General features: G+C 70.2%; 18 protein-coding genes. 12 read left to right on the top strand and 6 right to left on the bottom strand.

Annotated elements, in window-relative coordinates:
* Window positions 1–18 precede the first annotated feature (18 nt).
* Genes ACP7TJ_RS24390 through ACP7TJ_RS24380 form a run of 3 tightly spaced genes read left to right on the top strand, consistent with a single transcriptional unit; the run spans window position 19 to window position 3,392 of the window.
* Complete coding sequence (locus tag ACP7TJ_RS24390; RefSeq protein WP_367426950.1) at window positions 19–492, top strand: hypothetical protein; 474 nt, start codon at window positions 19–21, stop codon at window positions 490–492.
* An 18-nt stretch (window positions 493–510) separates the two neighbouring features.
* Window positions 511–2,853 carry a DUF6571 family protein gene (locus ACP7TJ_RS24385; protein ID WP_367549021.1) on the top strand — a complete coding sequence of 781 codons (2,343 nt, stop codon included), beginning with the start codon at window positions 511–513 and terminating at the stop codon, window positions 2,851–2,853.
* A complete protein-coding gene (locus tag ACP7TJ_RS24380) occupies window positions 2,850–3,392 on the top strand; it encodes a hypothetical protein (protein WP_427765327.1) in 543 nt (180 codons plus the stop codon). Before ACP7TJ_RS24385 ends, ACP7TJ_RS24380 begins: the two co-directional genes overlap by 4 nt.
* Before the next feature lie 343 nt (window positions 3,393–3,735).
* On the opposite strand, the gene ACP7TJ_RS24375 is transcribed toward ACP7TJ_RS24380, so the two are convergent.
* The 3 genes from ACP7TJ_RS24375 to ACP7TJ_RS24365 all read right to left on the bottom strand — a co-directional run bounded on the left by ACP7TJ_RS24375 (window position 3,736) and on the right by ACP7TJ_RS24365 (window position 5,801).
* On the bottom strand, window positions 3,736–4,038 hold the full coding sequence (locus tag ACP7TJ_RS24375; protein WP_367426944.1) for a WXG100 family type VII secretion target: 303 nt from the start codon (window positions 4,036–4,038) through the stop codon (window positions 3,736–3,738).
* A gap of 46 nt (window positions 4,039–4,084) precedes the next feature.
* Complete coding sequence (locus ACP7TJ_RS24370) at window positions 4,085–4,426, bottom strand: WXG100 family type VII secretion target (protein WP_367426942.1); 342 nt, start codon at window positions 4,424–4,426, stop codon at window positions 4,085–4,087.
* 97 nt (window positions 4,427–4,523) lie between these two features.
* Window positions 4,524–5,801: a S8 family serine peptidase gene (locus tag ACP7TJ_RS24365; RefSeq protein WP_427765322.1), complete on the bottom strand. Its 1,278-nt coding sequence runs from the start codon at window positions 5,799–5,801 to the stop codon at window positions 4,524–4,526.
* Window positions 5,802–7,003: 1,202 nt separating this feature from the next.
* On the opposite strand from ACP7TJ_RS24365, the gene ACP7TJ_RS24360 reads away from it, so the two are divergent.
* Complete coding sequence (locus ACP7TJ_RS24360) at window positions 7,004–7,603, top strand: hypothetical protein (protein ID WP_367426939.1); 600 nt, start codon at window positions 7,004–7,006, stop codon at window positions 7,601–7,603.
* Here ACP7TJ_RS24360 and ACP7TJ_RS24355 read toward each other — a convergent pair.
* The 3 genes from ACP7TJ_RS24355 to eccB form a co-directional block, all read right to left on the bottom strand.
* Window positions 7,582–7,965 (bottom strand): hypothetical protein, encoded by a 384-nt coding sequence (locus ACP7TJ_RS24355; protein ID WP_367426937.1) that lies wholly within the window; start codon window positions 7,963–7,965, stop codon window positions 7,582–7,584. The two genes, ACP7TJ_RS24360 and ACP7TJ_RS24355, sit on opposite strands and share 22 nt — an antisense overlap.
* A 276-nt stretch (window positions 7,966–8,241) precedes the next feature.
* Window positions 8,242–9,513, bottom strand: coding sequence for a type VII secretion-associated serine protease mycosin (gene mycP / locus ACP7TJ_RS24350; protein ID WP_380799393.1), 1,272 nt, complete (start codon window positions 9,511–9,513; stop codon window positions 8,242–8,244).
* A 15-nt stretch (window positions 9,514–9,528) separates the two neighbouring features.
* The gene (gene eccB, locus ACP7TJ_RS24345) at window positions 9,529–11,064 is read right to left on the bottom strand and encodes a type VII secretion protein EccB (protein ID WP_427765317.1); all 1,536 of its coding nucleotides are present in this window, start codon (window positions 11,062–11,064) and stop codon (window positions 9,529–9,531) included.
* Between the two features lie 203 nt (window positions 11,065–11,267).
* Here eccB and eccE point away from each other — a divergent pair, with 203 nt between their 5' ends.
* The 8 genes from eccE to ACP7TJ_RS24305 all read left to right on the top strand — a co-directional run bounded on the left by eccE (window position 11,268) and on the right by ACP7TJ_RS24305 (window position 23,478).
* Complete coding sequence (gene eccE / locus ACP7TJ_RS24340; RefSeq protein WP_427765315.1) at window positions 11,268–12,584, top strand: type VII secretion protein EccE; 1,317 nt, start codon at window positions 11,268–11,270, stop codon at window positions 12,582–12,584.
* Window positions 12,581–13,390: a hypothetical protein gene (locus ACP7TJ_RS24335; RefSeq protein ID WP_167744053.1), complete on the top strand. Its 810-nt coding sequence runs from the start codon at window positions 12,581–12,583 to the stop codon at window positions 13,388–13,390. The genes eccE and ACP7TJ_RS24335 overlap by 4 nt, the downstream gene beginning before the upstream one ends.
* 308 nt (window positions 13,391–13,698) lie before the next feature.
* On the top strand, window positions 13,699–17,082 hold the full coding sequence (locus tag ACP7TJ_RS24330; RefSeq protein WP_427765312.1) for an SCO5717 family growth-regulating ATPase: 3,384 nt from the start codon (window positions 13,699–13,701) through the stop codon (window positions 17,080–17,082).
* A 267-nt stretch (window positions 17,083–17,349) separates the two neighbouring features.
* The gene (locus tag ACP7TJ_RS24325; protein ID WP_367560493.1) at window positions 17,350–19,215 is read left to right on the top strand and encodes an ABC transporter substrate-binding protein; all 1,866 of its coding nucleotides are present in this window, start codon (window positions 17,350–17,352) and stop codon (window positions 19,213–19,215) included.
* 15 nt (window positions 19,216–19,230) lie between these two features.
* Window positions 19,231–20,259, top strand: coding sequence for an ABC transporter permease (locus ACP7TJ_RS24320; RefSeq protein WP_266401189.1), 1,029 nt, complete (start codon window positions 19,231–19,233; stop codon window positions 20,257–20,259).
* Entirely contained in the window at window positions 20,256–21,191 is a 936-nt protein-coding gene (locus ACP7TJ_RS24315) for an ABC transporter permease (protein WP_167744130.1), read from the top strand. The genes ACP7TJ_RS24320 and ACP7TJ_RS24315 overlap by 4 nt, the downstream gene beginning before the upstream one ends.
* Window positions 21,188–22,483, top strand: coding sequence for an oligopeptide/dipeptide ABC transporter ATP-binding protein (locus ACP7TJ_RS24310; protein WP_427765307.1), 1,296 nt, complete (start codon window positions 21,188–21,190; stop codon window positions 22,481–22,483). Before ACP7TJ_RS24315 ends, ACP7TJ_RS24310 begins: the two co-directional genes overlap by 4 nt.
* Entirely contained in the window at window positions 22,480–23,478 is a 999-nt protein-coding gene (locus ACP7TJ_RS24305; RefSeq protein ID WP_189912753.1) for an ABC transporter ATP-binding protein, read from the top strand. The genes ACP7TJ_RS24310 and ACP7TJ_RS24305 overlap by 4 nt, the downstream gene beginning before the upstream one ends.
* Window positions 23,479–23,493: the final 15 nt, after the last annotated feature.

The raw sequence follows: 23,493 nt of genomic DNA, 5'->3' as shown, positions 1-23,493 counted from the left end.
CCGAGGAGGAGCGGATCCATGGCATGGGACGAGTGGGAGCAGCTGAAGTCTCGGGCTGCCGACCGGCCGCCGGCGCACATGCAGATGAACGGAGCGCCGGCCCAAGGACCCGGTGGCGGCAAGCCTGACCTGGTCGCACACCAGGACGACCTCGGTGCCGTGGGCCACGATGCCTTCGTCCTGCACGGCGACCTCGTGAAGAAGGTGGACGTCGCGGGCGCCGGCATGAACTCCGACCACGCCGGTTCCACGCACCAGGCGGCGACGACGCTGTCCGCGTCCGGATTCTCCATGGGGGACGAACTCATGACGACCCTGTCCGTCTGGGAGAGCCAGGTGAAGGCGGTCCGCCAGGCCTGCGCCCATATCTCCAACCACCTGGATTTCAGCAAGAAGCTGCACGCCAACGACGACGCCGAGATCGCCGCGTCCATCATGCGACGTGACGGCACCGCGTTGCCCGCCTCGGAGCTCGAGAAGTACTTCAAGTAGGACGGGGGAGGGTCAGATATGTCCATCAGCTACGGCGATCTGATGCAGGTCGACCTCGGCAAACTCGGCACCGCGGTGTCGGACTGGCAGAAGGTGGTCAGCAGCCTGAGGCAGCTTGAGACCGATGCCCGTGACGGACTCAAGAAGAAGTCCGACCGCGCTCGCTGGGAGGGTGTGAACGCCGGCGTTACGCGGAAGTTCGTGGACAAGACCGTCAAGGAGTTTGCGGACCTTCACACGGAGGCCAACAGCATCTTCCAGGTTCTGGAGGATGCCCACCGCGAACTGGTGGGACTGCAGAAGGGCGTGCGCGCACTCACCGCCGAGGCGAAGGAGAAAGGCTACACCGTTCAGGACAACGGTGACGGCACGGTGAGTGTGGGCGTCCGGCCCGAATCGGGCGCCGACGCCAAGAAGGGGAAGGACGGTAAGGACGACACGAAGGCGGAACGGCAGCACTACGCCGACTCCATCACCCGGAAGGTCGCCCACGCGCACGACATCGACGTCTCCGCCAAGCTGGCGCTCAAGCGGGCACACGGCGGCGACCTGTACAACGCCGGCCACGCGAAGTACGACTCCCTCAACGACGCCCAGGTCGAGCGCGCCCTGGAGCTCGCCAAGAAGCGCGAGGACATGTCCGACCGCGAACTGGCGGAGCTGAACAGGCTGCTGCGTCACAACGGGCGGGAGCGGGACGGCGAGTTCGCGACGGAGTTCTTCGAGGGCTTGGGCGGACCACGGCAGACGCTCGAGTTCTACGCCGCCCTGTCGTCCGACGGCACCGGCCAGGACGCTTCCAAGACCCGTCTGGCCGCGGTGCAGGACCTGCAGAAGTACATGGGCCACGCCTTGGCCAACGCCACCGATCCCTACACCCCGCAGAGTGTCCGCGGCGACCGGCAGCACCTTCCCTCCTGGTGGGGTTCGGAGTTCCGCAAGCTGGGCACCCAGGAGATCGAGTGGGAGCGCGGCATGTGGAGCAAGCCGTACGGCTACCAGGTCCTGGGCGGACTGCTCCGCTACGGGAACTACGATCCGGCGTTCCTGACTCCGATCGCGGAGCACATCACCCAGCTGCATCAGGATGATCCGCAGCGGTTCCTCTCCAACAAGCCCGCCGGCAGCGACGATCGCTACGGCTTCAACCCGTCCGGGAAACTGGGCAGCGGCAACGACCCGCTGAACAGCGTGCTGGAGGCGCTGGGCCACAGCCCTGAGGCGGCCGAGCAGTTCTTCACGGAGAAGCCGACGGCGTACAACGAGGACGGCACAATCAAGTCCGGGGCCAAGACGGACTTCAAGTCCTATCTCGACCTCTTCACCGGCAAGGACTTCGAGTGGACGATCGACAGGAACACGGCCAACGTCCTGCATGACTCCGAGGCATCGGCCAAGGCCCTCAATCACGGCCCGAACGCCTTGGGCCATGCTCTGGAGGCGGCCACGACGGGGCGTCCGTACGACAGCGACGTGGTCGATCCGTCGGTCAAGCACAGCAAGGCGCAGGCGGAACTGGTCCACGACATTGTGGAGAAGTTCGCCAAAAATCCGGATCTGCTGACGCACAACATGAACGGGGACCTGAAGGACGAAGAAACCGGGCCGCTGTACGCCCTGCGGGACAGCTTGGGCAACATCGCGGCCGACTACATGGGCGACTTCCAGCGGTCGATGTACCTGGAGAGCGCCGACAGCAAGGTGTTCCCGGTCAACGGCGCGCCTGCCAGCCTTGAATCCGGTCAGGCTCAGAGGTTCCTCGGGCTCGTAGGCCAAGATCCGGACGCATACAGCGCCATCACCGCCGCGCAGCAGGCCTACACCACAACCGTCGTCCACGATTTCCTGGAGGCGGAGGCGAAGGGCCTCACCGCGGAGGACGACTCCCGCGTGGGCCATCTGGTCGCGCCGGGCGCCGCCATCGCGGGAATCATGAGCAACTCACGAGCCGATGCGATCTACGACTATCACACTGCTTCAGACGCGGAGTACAACGAGGCGGTTGCCAACAACGCGAAGTGGGTCGGCCGGTTCCTTGGATTGGGAACGGGTGCCATTCCACCCCCGTTCTCCGTCGCGGCGGAGCCGGTCAACTGGCTTGTCGAAGACGTCACGGCGAGCGTTGTGAAGAGTGTCGAGGCGGACACTACGGACGAGGCGCAACACGCTGCAGGCAAGGAGTACTCAAAGGGTCGGATTGCGGCGATGCAGGCTTCCTCCCAGGCCGTGAACAGTTTCTTCCAACACCATCAAGAGTTCGACCAGGAAACCATGGACGCCATCGACCGAGCAGTTCGGACGGCAGCCGGCATGAGTCACTCCGACGGCGCTCAGTGGAATTCTTCAGGAGACGGCACATGAGATTGAACGGCCACATGCCCTCGCATTCGCACGGAGCGCTCGTCGGCGCCCTCCTGTGCACGCTTTCACTCACCGCTTGTACTTCTGAGAGTAAGGGCCCTTCCTATCCGATCCCGGATAACATCTGCGGCATCCCTGCGAATAAAGAGATTCTCGAGACCCTACTCGAGGACGGCGACGACCTGAAGCAGGACGCCGGTCAATTCACCCTCGAAGAGGGCCAGTTCTGCCACATGTACGTCGACGGGAACGACTCCGTGGTCAGTGACGCCGACTGGCACAGAAGTGGATACACGCTACAGGACTACTTCGAGTTCTCCGACCTGAAGGGCATCCGCTATTTCCAGGGAGGCAAATATGCCTCATGGAATTTTGGCGTTGGTACCGCTATTTCATGTCCTGGGGTCAGCGAAGAGGGCGACACTGTGGTCGTTGCGGTCAACGATCTTCGATGGAACAGCAAGTCCCAATCGCTATTGGAAAAGCTGGGACCACCTTACTTCGAAGCGTACAAGAAAAAGCTCGGCTGCCCGTCCTGAACCAGAGGGCCTGCGAGCCTTTCCGTCATGCCCTCGCCGGGCTCCACATACCCCTGCGATTCCTGCGTAGACATCACTGACCGGCACTTCGGGTGGAATGTCAAAGCCGTCGTACGTGCTCCGAACTGGCCTTCCTGCGGTCCGCACGCCGGTCGGATTGTCAACCTGTCAGACGGAGAGACCGGCGCCGCGGTCAAAGCCTTCACTGGACGGGGGCGAATGGCTGTCCACGTCTGGAGCAGGTGCTGAAGAGACGACAGGGTGGACACCTCCCGCGCGTGTCCACCCTGGTCGTTGCTCCGCAAGCGCCGGACCGTGTCGGGCGCCCTATTCCGCCCTCGGTCTACATGAAGTAGCTGGCGCCCTTCAGGTCACCGCCGCGGTAGTCACCGCCGGCGGTGCCGACGCGCTGGGCGATGCTGACGAGGGCCTGGTGGATGCCGCTGGCGTGGCGGTCCCACTCCTTGGTCTTCTTGGTGAACTCCTCGTACGCCTCGCCGCCCCAGCCCGCGGCTGCGTCGAGCACTGCCTTCTTGAGCGCCTCGAGATCCTCCTCGAGCCTCTTGGCCTGGTCGCCGAGCTCGGTGGCGAGTGCGTCCATCGTGCCGAATGTGACGGCGAGCTCGTCGTAGTGGGCTCCGGACATGTGTTCCTCGTTTCGTCGAAAACCGGTCGGTGGTGGGTGACTCGCCTCAGTAACTGCTCAGCGCCGAGGTCTTTCCACCGAGGTCGTCCACCGAGATCTTGGTGATGTCGGCCTCGATCTGGCTCTCGAGGTTCCGCTTGTCCTTCTTGTTCAGGTCGATGCCCTCGAGGAAGTCATCGAGCATCCGGCCGATCGCGGCCATGTGGCCGTTGATCTCCGTCTGCTTCTTGTCGAACGCGATGGCACCCTGGCCCGTCCAGTGCTTCTCGATCATGTCGATCGTTCCCTGGAGCTTCGCCAGCGACTGCCTGATGGAGTCGTACCGGTCGATGACGTTCGTCTGGAGCGTCTGTACCTGGGCCTCGTAAAACTTACGGCCTTCAGCCATGTCGGCGGTCCCTTCCGTGAGATCGGTTGTGCCGTGTGAAGCGGCACCTGTGGTGGTCGTGCTCTCCCTGTGGCGGCTTGCTGCTCCGTGCGGCTCCTCACGCGCCTCGCCGTGACCGGATCACGGCGAAGGCGCCCACTCCGACCACGAGGACCGCCGCTGCGGCTCCCACAGCGACCCAGAAAGTGGCGTTGCCGGAGGAACCAGTGTCGGAGGCAACTGCTGGCGTTCTGTCGTCCTCGGCGCCGGGGGAGGGTGTCGCCGTTCCCTTCGAGGGAGCGGGCGAGGGTGTCACCGGCTTACCCGACTCGTCCAGCAGGCCCACGGCGTTCTCCCGGGCGAGGGGGTCGGTGTCCGCCGGGCCCGGATCGAAGTTCTTGTCCTCGAGCACCTTGCGGGGACGGATCAGGCCGTAGCCGAGGTACGTACTCGGATCGTCCCTGGCCCAGTCACGCCCGGCCGTCTCGATGAGGCTGTTGAGGACCTGGTTCGCGGTCCAGTCGGGGTGGGCGGACCAGACCAGGGCGGCTGAGGCGGAGGTGAGGGCGGTGGCCGCGCTCGTGCCGCCCTGGTCGCAGTACGACCGAAACGAGTTGTCGCACCAACCCGGCATGTTCATCCCTGGAGCCGCCAGGTCGACGTAGTTGCCGTGCTCGGAGAACTTCGCCACCTTCCCGGACTCATCGGATGCGGCGACGCCCACCACGTAGGGATAGGCCGCCGGGTATCCGATACGGCTGTTCCGCTCGGCGTCATTACCCGTACTGGCGAACATCAGCTTTCCCTTGGTGTGGGCGTACTTGATCGCTTTCAGTTCGTCCTCGGTGTCCACGTCCTTGCCGAAGGACATGCTGATGATCTTCACGTCGCTGTCGGCAACTGCTCTGATGACGTCCGCCAGGTCAGGAGCCCTCTTCGCCTCAGCTTCTCCCAGACCTTTCAGATGGATCCGGTAAGGCACGATCTTCGCTCCCGGAGCCAGCCCCTTGAGACCGCCACCGGCTCCAGTGCCGGCGATCAGCTCGGCCATGGTCGTCCCGTGACCCTCGTAATCCTCGGTCGCCTTGTACGTGACGCCAGCGACTCCCTCGTCGGTGACGACCTGGCCTCGGAGCGAAGGAGTGTCCGGATTGACCCCCGAGTCGATCACGGCGACCTTGACTCCCTCGCCGGTGCTCGTCTTCCACATCTCGACGGTCTTCATCGCCGACAAGTACCACTGCTGCGACTGAGCGTCTGCAGCCACGGCACCGGGAGTCAGACTCGCCAACAGGACCGCAGCAGCTCCGAGCGCCGAGCAGACAGTCGCGCCCCATCTTCTTGCCTTGAGAATCGCGTTCCGCCTGACGTGTCGGCCGAGCCTGTACACCACCATGCTTCTGTCTGTCCTTCGTCTGCTGGTCAGTCGGTCGCCGATACATCGCGGCGGCGCTCGTCGCGGCGAGAGCGGTTCGCCGCGGAGCTCCGATTCTCCACAACCCCACGTTGGGCCGCGGCATCACGGCGGCCACCGTTACCCTGGGCACCGGCGACTCTCGCACCGGAAGCGCCCACGACCCCGTCGTAGTCGGCTACGGGACGGCGGGCCGCCTGCGCCCTGGTCGACACCGACGGAGGAGCGCCGATCACCCCGCGCTGACCCGTGCCCAGCCCCGTCGGGGGTACATCGGAGACGCCCCCTCCGCCAATGACCGTGCCGCGCGGCAGCCTGGGGCTGTTGCGGACTGGTGTGGCGCCCGTGACCGGCCGACCACCAACAACACCGTCGCCACTGCTGCCTGGGCCGCCACGCCCGGGCCGTGCTGTTCCAGGAGCACTTGCGGGGTTACGGGGTGCACCGCCAAGGTGTCCTGGTAGGGGGCCCGCAGGCGCGGGCACACCGCCGACGACACCTCTCGCCACAGGACCGGCCCCTTGGACTCCTGCCTGTCCGGGTAGGACACCGCGCCCCATTTGTCCCATCGGCCCCACTGGACCCGTCACACGGCCTCCCACCGGTCCGGGTGCGGCGCCCCGCACTCCCTGCCCCAGGGGTGCAGGTCCCGTGCGAGCTGCCGACCCGCTTCCTGTAGCGCCAGCGGCTCTCCCCTGCGCCGGGGGAGGGGTGTTGGACAAGGGTTTGCCGCCGGGACGGGCCACACGCCCCGTCCCCGAGGGAGAAGCGGGTGGCACCATGCCCGGGCCCAGAGGGGGTGGCCCGACCTGCTGGCCCGTGGAAACGTTCGTCACCGGTGAGGTAGTGGCCAGCTTCACGACCTCCTGCGGAGGCAATGTGCCGACACTGTTGATCTCTGTGCCCACAGGCTGCCTCGGCGGCATGTCGAGGTGCGCGCCGGACGCAAGGAGCGGTGGCTGCTCCGCATGCGGGCGTTCGGCTGAGGCGAAGCGCGATTCCCCAGACGACACACGCGAGTCGCCCGGAGTCGTGAGCGGTTGCTGACCACCGTCCCTGGGCCCTGGTTTGTGCGTGGTCGCAGGCGCCGGCACCCCCACATCCGGCATCTTCGGGAACACCGGTTCCTCAGCCGACTGCATCGTGTCCGCCGACACCGTGTAGTACGACGCCAGGCGGTACATTTGGTTGATCGCCTCCTGGCGGTCCTTCTCCGCCTTGAGGGCCGCCGTGTACTCGGGGTTGCCATCGACCTGTGCGGCCTCGGGGATGTCGTCGACCGTCGTGCGGGCGGTGCGGTTGTCGCGCGGGGGCATGGACTTGCGGACCGAGGCGAGGCCGGAACTCGCCGCCATCACCTGGGTGCCGACGACATCGGCGTAGTCGGCGATGCCCTCCGCGGTCTTGACGAGACTGTCCGCCCACTTGGTGAAGGCGGTTCTGGACTCGCCCTTCCAGTCGACGCCGCCGATGTCCTTCTGGAGTTCCTCCGCCGCTGTCCGGATGGCGTCTCGTGCCTGGACGAGGGCCTCGGCCGCCGACTCCAGCAGTTCAGGGCTGGCCGACTCGACGATGTCGACCATGTCGTTGAGGTCGTAACCCTCGAAATTCGTGGAGCCGAAGTGGAGTCCCCGGTGGTGGAAGGGGCCGAACGGAGCGGAGAGCCGCGTCATGTCCGTGACCGCGTCGAGGACGCCGTTCTGTTGCCGGGCCTCCTGGCGTTCCTCCAGGAAGGGGTCCGGCTTCTTCTCGTGCCCGCTCATCAGTACCCCGCGTCGGTGTGATCGGCTCGGTTGTCCCTCTTGACCTGCTGGTCGAGCATTCCCTCACGCGTCTGGTTGACCTCAAGCCGGATCTCGTGAAAGCGCCGGCGTTGTTCCTCCTCTAGATTGTCGAAGGTGACGTCCACACCGTGCACAGCGATGCGCATGGCCTCCAGTTGCAGACCCAACTGCTTGGAGAGGGCGGTGATCCGCTCGTGGACCCGTTCGTACTCCAGGTGCAGCCGCTTGCCCTCCGGGAAGGCGCCGCTGCCGAAGGCGTTGGCCGGCAGGGTGTGGGATCCGACCTTGGACGGACCGCCCGGCGACTCGTCAAAGGCGGCCAGCAGGTCGTCCACACGCTTCTTGAACGTGGACAGTGCCATGACGCCGCGACGTAGGTCTGCGGTGCCGCTGCCCGTCTCGTCAGGAAGCCCCACTTCGTTCCTCCCCGTTCTCCCCGTTGCGCGGTCGGTTCTGCGCCCGTTCTGCGTGGGCGCACCTCTGAACGATCTCAACCGCTTCGGACCACTCTAGTAACGGGTGCTGACAGCCCCAACTGCCATATCCACGCACCCCCTGACAACTGGCCGAGTTTCGCTCCCTCGCCCGGCGGAACCGTAGGCGGGCCTTGAGGCCGGGACCGTGTCCGAAGTTCTTCGTCACGTCACGGCGTGCTCCGCGTGCCTCTCCTTCCCGCGAGCGCGTCTGCGTGCGTCCCGTATCGCGACCGCGGTCCCGCCGAGAGCCGCGACCAGGATCACCGTGCCAACGGTCGCGTAGGTCGCCAGACGGGCGTTGCGTTCGTCGGCGGTCTCTCCAAGGGGCAGCGCAGCTGCGGCCGGAGCCTCGGCCTTGACCAGGCCCTCCTGGGGACGGGGAGACTCGATCGGCCGGTCGTCCTCGGTGAGCGCGCGCACGGGGTCCACCACTCCCCAGCCGACCAGACGGTCGCGGCCGGCGATGGTGCGTTCCGCGGTCTGTTCGATCTGCGCGACGACCTGACGCTGTGTCCAGTCCGGGTGCTTGGCCTTGATGAGCGCCGCCACGGCCGCGACGTAGGGGGCCGAGAAGCTGGTTCCGTTGTCCGCACAGTGGCCTCCGCGCGGAACTGTGGAGATCACGTCCACGCCAGGAGCAGCCACGTCGACGAAGCCCCCCGACTGGGAGAACGACGCACGTTCGTTGTTTCGGTCGGAGGCGGCGACGGCGAGGACGCCCTCGTAGGAGGCGGGGTAGGTCTTCTTGACGTTGCCGCCGGCTCCGTCGTTGCCCGCTGACGCGACGACGACGATCTCGCGCTTCAGAGCCTCGCTCACGGCTGCCTCCAGGTCCGGGGAGGGCTTGGCGGCGTCGGTGGTGTCCTGAGAGATGTTGATGACGTCCGCCTCCGCATCGACGGCGTGGCGGATCGCCTGGGCGAGGGTGCTGGTGTCGCCGTGGCCCTCCGCGTCGTTCTGCGCGATCGGGATGACGGTCGCTTCGGGGGCCAGGCCGACGAAGCCCGTCCCGGTCGCGGGGCGGGCCGCGATGATGCCGGCGACCTTCGTGCCGTGGCCGACGGTGTCGGTGGTGCCCTTTTCGCTGCCCCGCTCGACAGGGTCGCCGTTCTCGTCCTTGAGGTCCTTGGGCAGAAGGTTGCGGCCGCTCTTCGCGTCCACCGCGTCCTTCAGTTGCGGGTGTTGCACGTCGACACCGGTGTCGATGACGGCGACCCGGACGCCTTGGCCCCTGGACTGGCTCCACAGCTCGTCGAGCTGGACCCGCTGGAGGGACCAGGGACGGCCTGGGTAGCGGGCGTTGGGGTACTCGCACTGGCCCGAGAAGTCGTCCGCGGAGGACGGTGACGCGAGGACCACGGGTGCCGCGAGGCCCGTCAGCAGCAGGGTCACTGCGGCCGCCGCGTGGAGGAGGGGTGGGCGTGTGTGTCGCATCGCGGTCTCCTCCCGCTACGCGCCCTGCGGCTGGCGTGCCGCCGCCGTGGACAGACGGGGGCCGGTGGGCAGGAACGCGGACCAGGCGGCGGGGATCGGCGCGGGGTCCACGTCGGCGTAGCCGAGGCGGCTCTGGGCCTGCTGGGCCTCCTGCTCCAACTGCTTGCGCTCTTCGGCCGACATGCCGATGCCGGCGTCGTCCGTGGCGCTGTCCGCGTTGGACTGCAGCACGTAGCGCAGGCCGGTGTCGGTCACCAGGAAGACGGGGCCCGCCTCGGTCTCCTTGCCCTGGAACTGGCGGAAGAGCTGGCCGGAACCGGGGGTGACGTAGGCGCTGGAGGAACCGGTGGGGAGGTCGGCGGGGAAGTCGGTGCCCGCCCAGGTGCTGAGCGTCGTGGTGCCCTTGTCGCCGACGCCCCGCAGGACGTTGCAGACCGTGTTGCGGCTGCCCTGGGCGTGCGAGGCCTCGTTGACCGGGCGGGGAGTGCCGGTGGGCCAGTCGTGCTCGGTGCCGAAGGGCTCGCCGGGAACGATGGCCCCGGGGCTCGTCTCCAACGCCTGTCCGGCTTGTCCGACCTGGGCCAGGTCCTTGCTGAACAGCAGCAGCTGGGCGACGAAGGCGGAGACCGGTGCCACACGGCCGGGCAGCACGACGTAGTACTGCTCCTTGTCGTTGTCGAACGCCTTGAGCACGGTGCCGACCCGGTTCACCGACACGTCGAGCTGGCCCGGGGCGTCCGCGGGGTCGCCGGGAACCCCGTCGATCTCCGGGAAGGTCACCGGGTCGCCCTGGTGCAGCGTCGCAAGCCACTCCTTGGAGACCCGCTGGGGTTCGCGGCCTGAACCGACGACCGTACGGAGCAGCAGTTCCAGGTCATCCCCGGTGTCCAGTTCGTCCACCCGGTATGCGGTGCCGCCCGCGTCCACGACGAAGCGGTCGCCGTCGGGGTCGGTCACGTAGAGCAGCTGACCGCCCCTCAGCCGCTCCTTCCCCTCGGTCAACTCCTTCTCACGGTCGGCGAGTACCAGCGCGGCCTTCTGGATGGACCGGCCGCCCGCGCTCGGGCGCTCGCACACGACCCAGCGCTTCGCGGCTCCCGCCTCCGCATCGGAGGGCAGGCGATCTGGTGCGTACGGAATGCCGATGGTGGCGCCGTGCGGGATCTTCCCGCTGTCGAGGAGCGACTCGCTGACTGTGACGACGTCGCCCTTGCCGGGGGCCAGGAGAAGCTTGGCGGAGGCCATGTTGAGCACAGGGTGCAACTGGACCTCGTCACCGGTCTTCAGCACGACGTACCGGGTGGTCGACTTGCTGGCGATGATCACCTTCTCGTTCGGGACGTCCCAGCCCTTGGGCGCTGTGGGCTTGAACATCCCCCAGGCGCCGAACACGGCCATGACAATCACGCCGATGATGAGCCCGGGCACAACACCCCGCAACGGGCGCGGTGCTCCCTCTTCCGAACCCAGCGGCGCCGACTGGACGAATGCCGCGAGCAAGCGGCGCTTCGCGAAGGTGTAGGCGTTGAGCTGGTCCCGCCGAGATGTCATGGATGCGTGTCTCTCCCCGTGTTCCGTCCGAGTTCCGCCAGGCGGCGCCGGGGCCGCTGTCCCCTGCCCGCCGCTGTCGGACCGGCCTCCTACTATGCCTGGTACGCGGGATGACGTGGGGAACGGGTAGGGTGCCTGGGTCCTCAAGGGCCTGGTGCGGAGCTGGAATTCCAGCGAGCGGTGAGAGAGCGGGGGATGGAGTGATGGCTTCCGGAACACGGGCGGCAAGCCGTGGCCGGGTAGGGGCAGGCGGCTCCGGGGGGCCCACGGCGGGAGCGACTCGGCCGACGGCAACGCGTGACGGCCTCCACCCCAAAGTTCGCGGCGGCAGGCCGGGCTCGTTCCGGCTGCAACGACTCGTGCTGCTGGAGCTTGCGGCGGCCGGCCTTCTCACAGGGTGGGCGCTCGGTCCGTTGGCACTCGTGCCCGCTGTCGCCGTCGCCGTTGTCCTGGTGCTTATGGCCGTCGTCCGCCGACGCGGTCGTCCGCTGCCCGAGTGGATCGCCACGCGCCAGGGTCTGCGCTCGCGGAGGAGGAGCGCCGCGAAGCTGGTGGTGCCGCCCGACACGGAGCCGGGACTGGCCCCGGCCGTGGAGTGCGACCCGGCCCTGCGCACCTACTCCTACGGCGCACGCGACCGCCGCCCCGTCGGGATCGTCGGGGACGGGACCTTCGTCACCGCTGTGGTGCAGGTGGAGGCCGACGCCACGGCGCTGCGGGCCGAGCGGAGCCGGCGGCCGTTGCCGTTGGCGTTGGTGCGGGACGCGCTCGAGGTGGACGGGATCCGGCTGGAGTCGGCGCAGGTGGTGCTGCACACCCAGCCCGCGCCCGCGCTGCATCTGCCGCCCCAGTCGGTGGCCGTCACCAACTACGCGCCGCTGCAGGCGCAGACCGGCGCTCCCGCGGTCCGCATCACCTGGATCGCGTTGAAGCTGGACCCCGAGCTGTGCCCGGAGGCCGTGGCCGCCCGGGGCGGCGGCCTGCACGGCGCGCAGAAGTGCGTCGTACGCGTCGCCGACCACCTGGCCAGCCGGCTGACCGGCGCCGGGTTCCGTGCGACGGTGCTCGACGAGGAGGAGCTCATCTCCGCCGTCGCCACCTCCGCCTGCGCCAACCCCCTGGTGACGGCGGAGGCGGGACGGGCCGACCGGCGGGAGCGGCGTACCGAGGAGTCCGGCCGCAGCTGGCGGTGCGACAACCGGCGGCACACCACGTACTGGATCCGCAAGTGGCCCTCCCTGGGCGGCGCTCAGGGTGCGTCTCTGCACCAGTTCGTCGCGCGGGTCACGGGGGTGCACGCGCTCGCCACCACGATCAGCCTCACCCTCGCCCCCGGCGACCGGCGGGAGATGTCGCTGAGCGGCCACCTCCGGGTGACCGGACGCAGCGCCGAGGAACTGACCGGCGCGCGACGCGCGTTGGAGGCAGCCGCCCGGGACGCGGGCGCGGCGCTGACCCGGCTCGACCGGGAGCAACTGCCCGGCGTGCTCGCCACTCTGCCGCTCGGAGGTGCCCGGTGACCGCCACGACGGCACAGACCGCCCAGGGGGCGGGCGCCTACGGCGCACCCCCGCGTACGGACGCGCCGGCGGGCGGCGGGCAGACCGCCCCGTGGGCGCGTGGCTCGCTGCGTCCCGGCTTCGGGCTGTTCGGGCCTCGCCACGGCCGGCACACCCTGTCCGCGGACGACCTGGACAGCCTGGCGCTGCCCATCGGGGACGACGGCGTCGTCATCGGGGTGGACGCCCAGGGGCAGCCCGCCGTCCTGGGGCTGAACCGGCCCACGCCGTACGACGTCGTGCTCATCGGTGGCCTCTGGACGGCTCAGGTGCTCGCGCTGCGGGCGGCGGCGACCGGCGCCCGGGTGGCCGTGGAGACCGGCCGGCCCCAGGCCTGGACGCAGATGATGCACGCCATGGGCGGCGGCCAGAACGGGCTCTCGGTGTACGACGTGGGGCGGGTGCCCCCGCAGGGCGCCTCGGCCGGCACCCCGGTGCTGGTGGTGCGGGACTGCGGCATGCGGCCTCCGCGGGGGCGCGTGGTGTCCGGCCCCTGGCAGTCGGTGCTGACCCTGCTGCCCTACCTCAGCCCTGTCGCGCCCCGGCTGGTGCGGCAGGCCCGGCTCGTGGGCGTTCAGCGGATATCACCGGACGAGTCCGCCGAACTGGGCCGCACGATGGGGCTGCCCCGCGCCGACATCGACGCCCTGCCCACCCTCGTCGACGGTGTCACCCTGTGGTGCTCCGACCGCGACCGGCAGTACGTGACGACGCAGCCGACCGACGCGGAAGTGGGGCTCCTCGGCACACCGCGGCGAATGGACTGACGTCCGGTCGATCGGCTGGACGTGGGAGTTGGGGGAGGTCCGTGATCAGCGCCTTTTCCGTGGGGAGTTCGTTGCGGTCGGCGCGCTTTCGTCCGGGTTGCGGGCGCGTGGGCCGCCCCTGCCGTGCGGGCGTGACGCGGGTGTGGGGCACCGGGCGGAGGGCAGGCCTCCCGGGGTGACGGTCGTGGTGATTAGGCTGGTACCGGTGTGACGTCCGAACCTGTCGTACGGGTACGGGCGTCCTGACGGGGAGGGCAGATGGTCGCCCCCAGCACGGCACAAGGGTGCTCGACCAACCAGGAGGAACTGTGAGCAGCGATCGGGACGGTACGCACGGGAGCTGGGCGACCCCCGGCGATGACCAGCCCGACGCGGAGTCCGCCGTCGAGACGACGGGCGAGTTCACCATCGACTACGCGCCGCCGGCCTGGTACACGCAGAACGCCTCGGAGACGGCTTCCTCGGCCTCGGCGGCCGGTTCCTCCACTTCCGCCTCCGACTCCGGGTCCGGTTCGGGTTCCGGGTCCGGTTCCGGTGACTCGTCCGGTTCGCCGGCGGGTGCCGGTGATCCGGGAGCTTCGGACGCTTCGGGGGGTTCTTCGTCCTCCTCGGGCGGGATCATTCCGCCGCTCCCGGGGCTGACTCCGCCTCCGCACGCCATGGGGGCCTCCGGGCCGTCCGCCCTTCCGACGCCTCCGGCACCGGCTCCCGGGGCGCCCTTCACTCCGCCCGCGCCCGCGCCCGCTCCAGGCGCCCCGTTCACGCCCCCGGCGCCTGCGCCCGGTGCGCCGTTCACGCCTCCCCCGCCGCCCTCCGGCGGGCCCGCCGCCGTGCCCCGGCTGCCGGTGGGAAGCGGGTTCGAGCCGCAGCAGCCGGAGACCAACGCGGCGGAGGAGGAGAAGGAGGAGCAGGAGCAGGAGGCCAGGCCTGAGACGGCTTCCCCGGACGCGTCTTCGTCTCCTGCCGCCGTGCCGGTCATGCCGGTCGGGCAGGAGCCGTCGCAGTACGTCGAGCCCTCGGACGGGACCGACAAGGGCGACATCGAGAGCGGCGCCACGATCCGTTTCTCCGCCGCCGCCTTGAAGCGGGAGATCGCTGAGCGCGATGCGGCCGCCGAGGCGGAGAAGGCCAAGGAGGAGGACGCCTCCGGGTCCGAAGACGGGCCCGAATCCCACTCCGACAGCGATTCCGACACCGACACCGACACCGACACCGACAGCTCCGAGGCTTCGGTTGAGCCGGTTGTCTCGGCGGACGAGGGTTCTGACGATCCGTCCGAGTCCAGTGGTGACGCCGACGAGCGTGACGGGCTCGACGCGGACTCCTTCGGTCCCGAGGACGCCGAAAGCGCCGCTGCGGACGCCGAGGACGCCGAGGACGCCGAGAGCGCCGCTGTGGACCCCGAGTCCGCTGACGTGGAGGACGACGTTCCGGCAGCGTCGGAGGACGAGGACGAGGACCAGCCCGAGGACGCCGTTCCCGCCGACGCGGACGACCAGGACGACGAGCCCGAGGACGCCGTTACGGGGCCGGTCGACGCGCCTCAGGCGCCTTCGGCTCCGCCCGCGTACCCCAGCGCTCCCCCGGCGGGCGGCGACTGGTCCATGCAGCCGCCTCAGCCGCAGACGCCGCAGGGTGGTGTGCCCGCTCCGCAGCCGCCGTTCCAGCCGCAGGCGCCCCAGCCGGCGCCGGCCGCCTGGAACCCCCCGCCGGTTCCGCCGACGCAGCCGGCAGACGCGGTCCAGCAGCCGCCCCAGGCCCCGACCCCGCCCGCCCAGCAGCCCGGATACGGCTTCCCGCAGCCCCCCGCTCCCGGACAGCAGCAGGCCCAGCCCTCCGCACCCACCGCGCAACAGCCGCCCCAGGCCCCGACCCCGCCCGCGCCCCCGGCCGGCTACGGCTTCCCTCCCGCCGGGCCCGCGCAGCCGCAGCCCGAGGCACAGCCTCAGCCCGGCGCGCCCAACGCCCAGCCCGGGTACGGCTTCCCGCAGCCCCCCGTCCAGCCCCAGCCCCAGCCCCAGCCGGGTGCCCCCACCCCACCCCCCGGGTACGGGTTCCCGCAGCCCGGCGCCGGCGCCGGTGCTCCGGGTGTGCCCGCTCCCCCGGCCCAGCCGAGCGGTTACGGCTTCCCCCAGCAGCCCGCCCCGCCTGCCCAGCCGCAGCCCCAGCAGCCCCACCCCGGCGTCCCGCCCCAGGCACAGCCCCCGCAGGCGCCGCAGCCACAGGCGCCGCAGCCGCAGCCGCCTCAGCAGCCCGTCGACCCGCGGAGCGGCACCGCCTGGCCGCAGCCCGTGCAGCACGACCAGCGCCAGCCGGTCAACCCCGGTGCCGCACCGCTCGGTTACACGGCCGCCGTCGAGCTGTCGTCGGACCGGCTGCTCAACAGCAAGAAGCAGAAGGCGAAGAGCAGCCGTCCCGCGGCCGGCGGGTCGCGGTTCAAGCTGGGCGGGAAGAAGGAGGAGGCCGAGCGGCAGCGGAAGCTGGAGCTGATCCGCACGCCGGTGCTGTCCTGCTACCGCATCGCCGTCATCAGCCTCAAGGGCGGCGTCGGCAAGACGACCACCACCACCGCGCTCGGCGCCACGCTCGCCAGCGAGCGGCAGGACAAGATCCTGGCAATCGACGCCAACCCGGACGCCGGTACGCTCGGCCGCCGCGTGCGGCGCGAGACCGGGGCCACCATCCGTGACCTCGTCCAGGCGATCCCGTACCTCAACTCCTACATGGACATCCGGCGGTTCACGTCGCAGGCGCCCTCCGGTCTGGAGATCATCGCCAACGACGTCGACCCGGCCGTGTCCACGACGTTCAACGACGAGGACTACCGGCGCGCCATCGACGTGCTCGGCAAGCAGTACCCGATCATCCTCACCGACTCCGGCACCGGTCTGCTGTACTCCGCCATGCGCGGGGTGCTGGACCTCGCCGACCAGCTCATCATCATCTCCACACCGTCCGTGGACGGTGCGAGCAGCGCCAGCACCACGCTGGACTGGCTGTCGGCGCACGGGTACGCGGACCTCGTGTCCCGGTCCCTCACCGTCATCTCCGGTGTGCGCGAGACCGGCAAGATGATCAAGGTCGAGGACATCGTGTCGCATTTCGAGACGCGCTGCCGTGGTGTGATCGTCGTGCCGTTCGACGAGCACCTGGCCGCCGGCGCCGAGGTCGACCTCGACATGATGCGGCCCAAGGTGCGCGAGGCGTACTTCAACCTCGCGGCGATGGTCGCCGAGGACTTCGTCCGGCACCAGCAGTCGCACGGGCTGTGGACGTCCGACGGCAACCCGCCGCCGGTCGCCGCCCCGCCCATGCCGGGCCAGCCGGTCCCGGGCCAGCCCTACCCCGGTCAGCCGGTTCCCGGTCAGCCCATGCCCGGTCAGCCCGCCCCGGGGCCGTACGTGCCGGGTCAGGGCTTCCCCGGCCAGCCGGGCGCGTACCCGCAGCAGCAGCCTCAGCCGCCGCAGCATCCCCAGCAGGCCCCGCAGTCGCCTCAGGCCCCGCAGCCCCACCCGGGCCAGCCCTACGCCCAGCCGGGACAGCCGGGCCACCCGGCCCAGCCCGGCCAGCCCCCGGCCCAGCCGGGTCAGCAGGCCCAGCCGGGTCAGCCCTATCCTCAGGCGCCCGGCCAGCCGCAGCCGTACCCGCCGCACCCCGGCCAGCCCGGACACCCCGGCCCCGCACAGCAGTAGGGCACAGCCCGAACCCCCGCACCGCCCGTAAGGGAAAGCGGCCCCTCCACGAGGGGCCGCTTTCCCGTGTCCGCACCGTCAGCCGCCGACCAGCACCGCGTCAGTGGTCTCGACCAATGGGTGCAAACACTGCGTCAACTCAACGTTTCCGCAGGCCACATGGGGTGCGCGCGCCGTTGACGGCCGTACATGCCGCTGATAGACACACCCTCACTCATCTGATCAGCCCGTCCCACCCGTGCGATCGACGACACGAGGTCTGCGCCCATGGACACGAACGATCAGTACGGCGGTCACCACCGCACCCCTGGCCGGGTCCGGCTCGTCGTGGCGGCCGGCGCCGCGGCGCTCACGCTCAGCGCCGCGCTCGCCACCCCCCTCAGCCCCGCCCGACCGCAGGCTTACGCGGCCGACGACGACGGCGGCAGGGTGCTGACGGTCGCGGTGGCGCAGAGCGTCGACTCGCTCAGCCCGTTCCTCGCGGTGCGGCTGCTCAGCACCAGCATCCACCGGCTCACCTATGAGTACCTCACCAACTACGACCCCGAGGACAACCACGTCGTCCCGGGACTGGCCACCCGGTGGGAGTCCTCACCGGACAAGCTGACCTGGACGTACACGATCCGCTCCGACTCGCGGTGGTCGGACGGCAGGCAGGCCACCGCCGAGGACGCGGCGTGGACGTTCCAGACGATGATGACCGACCCGGGCGCGGCCACCGCCAACGGCAGCTTCGTCTCCAACTTCGAGAAGGTGACCGCGCCGAACCCGACCACGCTGGTCATCGAGCTGAAGAAGCCGCAGGCCACGATGACGGCGCTGGACGTGCCCATCGTGCCCAAGCATGTGTGGGAGAAGGTCGACGACTTCTCGAAGTTCAACAACGACAAGGACTTCCCCGTGGTCGGCAACGGGCCGTTCGTCCTCACCGACCACAAGCCCGACAGCTACGTACGGCTGAAGGCCAACAAGGACTTCTGGCGCGGTGCGCCGAAGTTCGACGAGCTGGTCTTCCGCTACTACAAGGACCAGGACGCGGCGGTGTCGGCGCTGCGCAAGGGCGAGGTGTCGTTCGTCGCCGGGTCGCCGTCACTGACGCCCGCCCAGGCGTCGTCGCTCAAGGGCGAGAAGAACATCCACGTCAACGACGCCCCCGGCCGCCGCTTCTACGCGCTGGCCATCAACCCGGGCGCCAGGGCGAAGAACGGCGAGACGCTGGGTGACGGGCACCCCTCGCTGCTCGACCAGCGGGTGCGGAACGCGCTGTTCAAGGCGGTGGACCGCAAGGCCGTCATCGACAAGGTCTTCCAGGGGCACGCCGTGGAGGGCGCGGGCTACATCCCGCCCCGTTTCGCGCAGTACTTCTGGAAGCCGTCCCCCGGCCAGGAGCTGACGTACGACCCGGTGGAGGCCGGCCGGATGCTCGACCGGGCCGGGCTGCGGAAGAACGCGGACGGCAGGCGCGTCGGCAAGGACGGCAAGCCCCTCACCTACCGCGTGCTGTGTCACGCCACCGACCCGAACGACAAGGCGATCGGCAGGTACCTCCAGGAGTGGTGGGGCGAGCTGGGCATCGGCGTCACCCTCACCTGTCTGGACAACGTGACCGATCCCTGGCTGGCCGGTGAGTACGACCTCGCGTTCGACGGCTGGTCGGTGAACCCCGACCCGGACTTCGTGCTGTCGATCCACACCTGCGCCGCGCTGCCCGCCACCCCCGAGGACACCGGCGCGACCGACAACTTCATCTGCGACAAGAAGTACGACGAGCTGTACGCGCGGCAGCTCGCCGAGTACGACCCGGACAAACGGGCCGCCCTCGTCAAGCAGATGGAGTCGCGGCTGTACGACCTCGGGTACATGAACGTCATGGCGTACCCGAACGCGGTGGAGGCGTACCGCACCGACCAGATCGCGTCGATCACCACCATGCCGGCGAAGGCGGGCAACATCTACGGGCAGGACGGCTACTGGAGCTGGTGGTCGGCGGTGCCGGCGGACTCCGGGGACTCCTCCGGCAGTTCCTCGTCGACCGGGGTGGTCATCGGGATCGTGACCGGTGTCGTCGTCCTCGCCGGTGTGGGCGCCTTCTTCGCGAGGCGGCGCCGGGCTACGGCCGACGAGCGTGAGTAGCGGACGGAGGCGCCGATGACCGCCGATGCGGCGTCCGCACCGCTCGGGAAGCCGGGTGCCCGCACCGCCACCGCGTATCCGCGGTACCTGGCCGGCAAGCTGGCGGGCGCGGCCGTGTCGCTGCTCGCCGTGCTCGTCACCAGCTTCTTCCTGTTCCGCCTGATCCCCGGCGACCCGGTGCGGTTCATGACCGGCGGGCGTCAGGTGTCGTCCGAGCAACTGGCCAACTACCGCGAACAGTTCGGTCTCGACCTGCCGTTGTGGCAGCAGTTCACCGACTACTGCGGCAAGGCCCTCACCGGTGACCTGGGGACCTCGTACCAGTTCAACGCCCCGGTGATCGACAAGATCACCGAGGCGTTGCCCCACACGCTGCTGCTCACCGGCACGGCCTTCGTGATCTACACCCTGCTGGGGATCGTCCTCGGCACGCGGTCGGCATGGCGGCACGGGCGGCTCGGCGACCGGCTCAACACCGGTCTGGCGCTGGTCCTCTACTCGGTGCCGTCGTTCTGGCTGGGGCTGCTGCTGATCGTCACGCTGTCGGTCGGGATCGGACCGCTGCCGGGGCTGTTCCCCACCGGGGGCATGGAGTCGGGCGGCGAGGAGGGCCTCGCGTACGTCCTGGACGTGGCCCACCATCTCGTCCTGCCGGTGGTGACGCTGGTGGCCGTCGAGTACGGGCAGACGCTGCTGGTGACCCGGTCGGCGCTGATGGACGAGATGGGCAGCGACTATCTGACCACCGCCCGCGCCAAGGGGCTGCGCGACGACCTCGTACGGCGGCGCCACGCGGTGCCGAACGCGCTGCTGCCGACCGTGACGCTGATCTTCATCAACCTGGGCCGCACGGTGGCCGGGGTGATCCTGGTGGAGACGGTGTTCTCCTGGCCGGGCCTCGGCGGGCTGTTCTACCAGGCGCTCAGCGTGCCCGATCTGCCGCTGGTGCAGGGGCTGTTCTTCGTGTTCGCCGCCGCGGTGATCGTGATGAACACCCTGGCCGATCTGATCTATCCGCTGCTCGACCCCCGGGTGGGCCGATGACGACCGGGACCGGCATGACAAAGGGGCAGGGGTCCTCCCCGGTGCGGTCGCGCTCGCTCGCCCGGCGGCGGCGCCGGGACTCGGCCGCGCGCTTCTGGCGGCAGTACCGCACGCACCGGGCCGGGCTGTTCGGCCTGGGCGCGCTGCTGCTGTTCGCGCTGCCGGCGCTGACCGCCCCGCTGCTGGTCGGCTCCGACGTGGACGACGTGACCGACGCGCCCGGCGGCCCGCTGGAGGACCCGAGCACCGCGTTCCCCTTCGGCACCGACCGGTTCGGGCGGAACCTGCTCGGGCTGGTGATCTGGGGCGCACGCGTGTCGCTGCTGGTGGGACTGCTCGCGGCCGTCCTGTCGGTGGCGATCGGGACGCTGATCGGGGTGACGGCGGGCCACTTCAAGGGCTGGTACGCCACGGTGACGATGCGGATCACCGACTGGTTCCTCGTGATGCCGACGCTGGTGCTGGCGATCGCGCTGGCCACGGTGATGCCGCGGTCGCTGCTCACCATCGTGGTGGCGATCGGCGTGACAACCTGGCCGACCACGGCACGGCTCGTGCGCGCGCAGACCCTGGCGGTGGAGACCCGGCCGTACATCGAGCGGGCGCGGGCGCTGGGCGGCGGGCACTGGCACATCATGTCCCGGCATGTGCTGCCGAACGTGATGCCGCTGGTCCTGGCGCAGACGACCCTGATCATCTCCTCGGCGATCCTCGCCGAGGCCACGCTCGCCTTCCTCGGGCTCGGCGACCCGACGGTCGTCTCCTGGGGCGCGCTGCTGCAGGACGCGCGGGAGGCGGGCGCCGTGAGCTCCGGGCACTGGTGGTATCTGGTGCCGCCGGGTGTCGCCATCGCCGTGGTGGCGCTGGCGTTCACGCTGTGCGGGCGGGCCGTGGAGCAGGTCCTCAACCCGCGGCTGGGGGTGTCCCGGTGAGCCTGCTCGAGGTCAGGGACCTGACGGTGACGTACGCGGACGGCGCGGCGGCCGTGCGCGGGGTGGACCTGCGGCTGGACGCCGGGAGCAAGCTCGGGATCGCCGGGGAGTCGGGCTGCGGCAAATCCACGCTCGCGCTGGCGCTGCTGCGGCTGCTCCCGGCGGGCGCCCGGGTCGGCGGGGAGATCCTGCTGGACGGCGAGGACGTGCTCGCCATGAAGTGGGGCCGGGTCCGGGCGGTGCGCTGGGCCGGCGCCTCGATCGTCTTCCAGGGCGCGATGCACTCCCTCAACCCGGTGCACCGTATCGGCGACCAGATCGCCGAGCCGATCGTGCTGCACGGCCGGGCGACGGCGGCAGGGGCCCGGAAGCGGGCCGGGGAGCTGCTGGAACAGGTGGGTCTTCCGGCGGCCCGTGCGTCGGCGTATCCGCACGAGCTGTCCGGAGGCCAGCGGCAGCGGGTGATGATCGCGATGGCGCTCGCCTGCGATCCGCGGCTGATCGTCGCGGACGAGCCGACCACCGCGCTGGACGTGATGATCCAGGCGCAGATCCTGCGGCTGATCGAGCAGTCGGTCGCGGACCAGGGCGTGGGGCTGGTGATGATCAGTCACGACCTGGCGGTGCTCGCCGACACCTGCGACCGGCTGGCGGTGATGTACGCGGGACGGGTGGTCGAGGAAGGGCCCGCCGCTCAGGTCCACGAGGACGCTCGGCACCCGTACGCCCGGGCCCTGTCGGCCGCCTTCCCCCGCATCGGCGACCCGTCGTCGCGCCGCGCGCCCCGCGGCCTGCCCGGCGACCCACCGGACCCGTCGGCGCTGCCGGGCGGCTGCACGTTCCATCCGCGCTGTCCGGTGGCGCTGGACTCCTGCGCGGTCGACGACCAGCCCCTGCGCGAGGTGGGCAGGGCCTGGCGGGCGGCCTGCGCACGGGTCGGGCGGGACGACGCGCAAGCGCCGGCCGCGGGACATGACGGCGTCCCACCGCCCGGTGAGGCGCTGCGGCCCGCCGGCGCGGAACGGTCCGGCACGGTGTCACTTTCCGCTGACACGGAGCCGCACGGTGAGACGGCGCACCCCGCCGGCGCGGAACCGGACGGCGGGGCGCCATCCTCCGCCGGCACGAGGTCGGACGGCGAGAGGACACACCCCCTCGGCGCGGAGCCGGACGGCAAGGCGACGCACCCCACCGCCACGAAACCGGACGGCAAGACAACACCCCCCACCACCCCGAAACCAGACGGCGGCCCCGCCCGCCCCGGTGAGGAAGCGAGGCCCGGCACTCCATGACCCTCTCCCCCGGTACCGACACGACGACCGCGCTGCTCGGCGCGCACGGTGTGCACGTCGCCTTTCCCGGACGGCACGGCGCGCCCGACGCCCGGGCCGTGGACGGGGTCGACCTCGGCATCCGGCCCGGCGAGATCGTCGCCCTGGTCGGTGAGTCGGGATGCGGCAAGACGACGCTGGCCCGCACCCTGCTGGGCCTCGTCGCTCCGACCAAGGGCGGCGTCACCTTCGACGGACGGCCCCTGGCGTACTCCGGCCGCTCCCTCAAGGCGTACCGCAAGCGGGTGCAGCTGGTGCTGCAGGACCCGAGCGGCTCGCTCAACCCCCGGCACACCGTGTACGACGCGGTGGCCGAGGGACTGCGCATCCACGGTCACCGTGGTGACGAGCAGGCGGCCGTGGCCGAGGCACTGGCGCGGGCCGGCCTGCGGCCTCCGGAGCGTTTCTTCCTGCGCCGTCCGCACGAGCTGTCCGGCGGTCAGCGCCAGCGGGTGGTGATCGCGGGCGCGCTGGTGCTGGAGCCCGAACTCCTCGTCGCCGACGAGCCGGTGGCGTCCCTCGACGCGTCGGTGCGCGGCGAGATCCTGGGGCTGCTGCTGCGGCTGCGCGACGAACTGGGGCTGGCCGCGCTGGTCGTCACGCACGATCTGGGGCTGGCCTGGAACATCGCCGACCGGGTGGCGGTCATGTATCTGGGCCGGATCGTGGAGACGGGCCCGGTGGAGCAGGTGCTGACCGCTCCCCGGCACCCCTACACGCAGGCGCTGCTGTCGGTGCTCCCCGACGCGCCCGGCGACCCCGTGGTCCTCACGGGTGAGCCGCCGGATCCGTCCCGTATCCCGTCCGGCTGCCGTTTCCACGCGCGCTGCCAGGTCCTGGCGGGCGGTGAGGCCCAACGGGCCGGAGTGGCGCAGGCGTGCCGGACGCGGGACCCGGGGATCCTGACCGGCGACGACACCGCTCAGGTCGCGTGCCACTGGGCGGCGGCACGCTGACCCCGGGGGGAGACC

It is taken from the genome of Streptomyces sp. DSM 41931, from assembly GCF_050271085.1.
Lineage (GTDB): Bacteria > Actinomycetota > Actinomycetes > Streptomycetales > Streptomycetaceae > Streptomyces > Streptomyces albogriseolus.
Note: the sequence above shows the minus strand (reverse complement) of the source record. Positions and strands in the feature narration are given on the sequence as shown.

Coding starts and splice junctions, on each gene's coding strand:
- eccE (WP_427765315.1), top strand. CDS start 11,268: ATGGCTTCCGGAACACGGGCGGCAAGCCGTGGCCGGGTAGGGGCAGGC.
- ACP7TJ_RS24375 (WP_367426944.1), bottom strand. CDS start 4,038: ATGTCCGGAGCCCACTACGACGAGCTCGCCGTCACATTCGGCACGATG.
- ACP7TJ_RS24355 (WP_367426937.1), bottom strand. CDS start 7,965: ATGGCACTGTCCACGTTCAAGAAGCGTGTGGACGACCTGCTGGCCGCC.
- ACP7TJ_RS24385 (WP_367549021.1), top strand. CDS start 511: ATGTCCATCAGCTACGGCGATCTGATGCAGGTCGACCTCGGCAAACTC.
- ACP7TJ_RS24305 (WP_189912753.1), top strand. CDS start 22,480: ATGACCCTCTCCCCCGGTACCGACACGACGACCGCGCTGCTCGGCGCG.
- ACP7TJ_RS24370 (WP_367426942.1), bottom strand. CDS start 4,426: ATGGCTGAAGGCCGTAAGTTTTACGAGGCCCAGGTACAGACGCTCCAG.
- ACP7TJ_RS24390 (WP_367426950.1), top strand. CDS start 19: ATGGCATGGGACGAGTGGGAGCAGCTGAAGTCTCGGGCTGCCGACCGG.
- ACP7TJ_RS24320 (WP_266401189.1), top strand. CDS start 19,231: ATGACCGCCGATGCGGCGTCCGCACCGCTCGGGAAGCCGGGTGCCCGC.
- eccB (WP_427765317.1), bottom strand. CDS start 11,064: ATGACATCTCGGCGGGACCAGCTCAACGCCTACACCTTCGCGAAGCGC.
- ACP7TJ_RS24380 (WP_427765327.1), top strand. CDS start 2,850: ATGAGATTGAACGGCCACATGCCCTCGCATTCGCACGGAGCGCTCGTC.
- ACP7TJ_RS24325 (WP_367560493.1), top strand. CDS start 17,350: ATGGACACGAACGATCAGTACGGCGGTCACCACCGCACCCCTGGCCGG.
- ACP7TJ_RS24315 (WP_167744130.1), top strand. CDS start 20,256: ATGACGACCGGGACCGGCATGACAAAGGGGCAGGGGTCCTCCCCGGTG.
- ACP7TJ_RS24365 (WP_427765322.1), bottom strand. CDS start 5,801: ATGGTGGTGTACAGGCTCGGCCGACACGTCAGGCGGAACGCGATTCTC.
- mycP (WP_380799393.1), bottom strand. CDS start 9,513: ATGCGACACACACGCCCACCCCTCCTCCACGCGGCGGCCGCAGTGACC.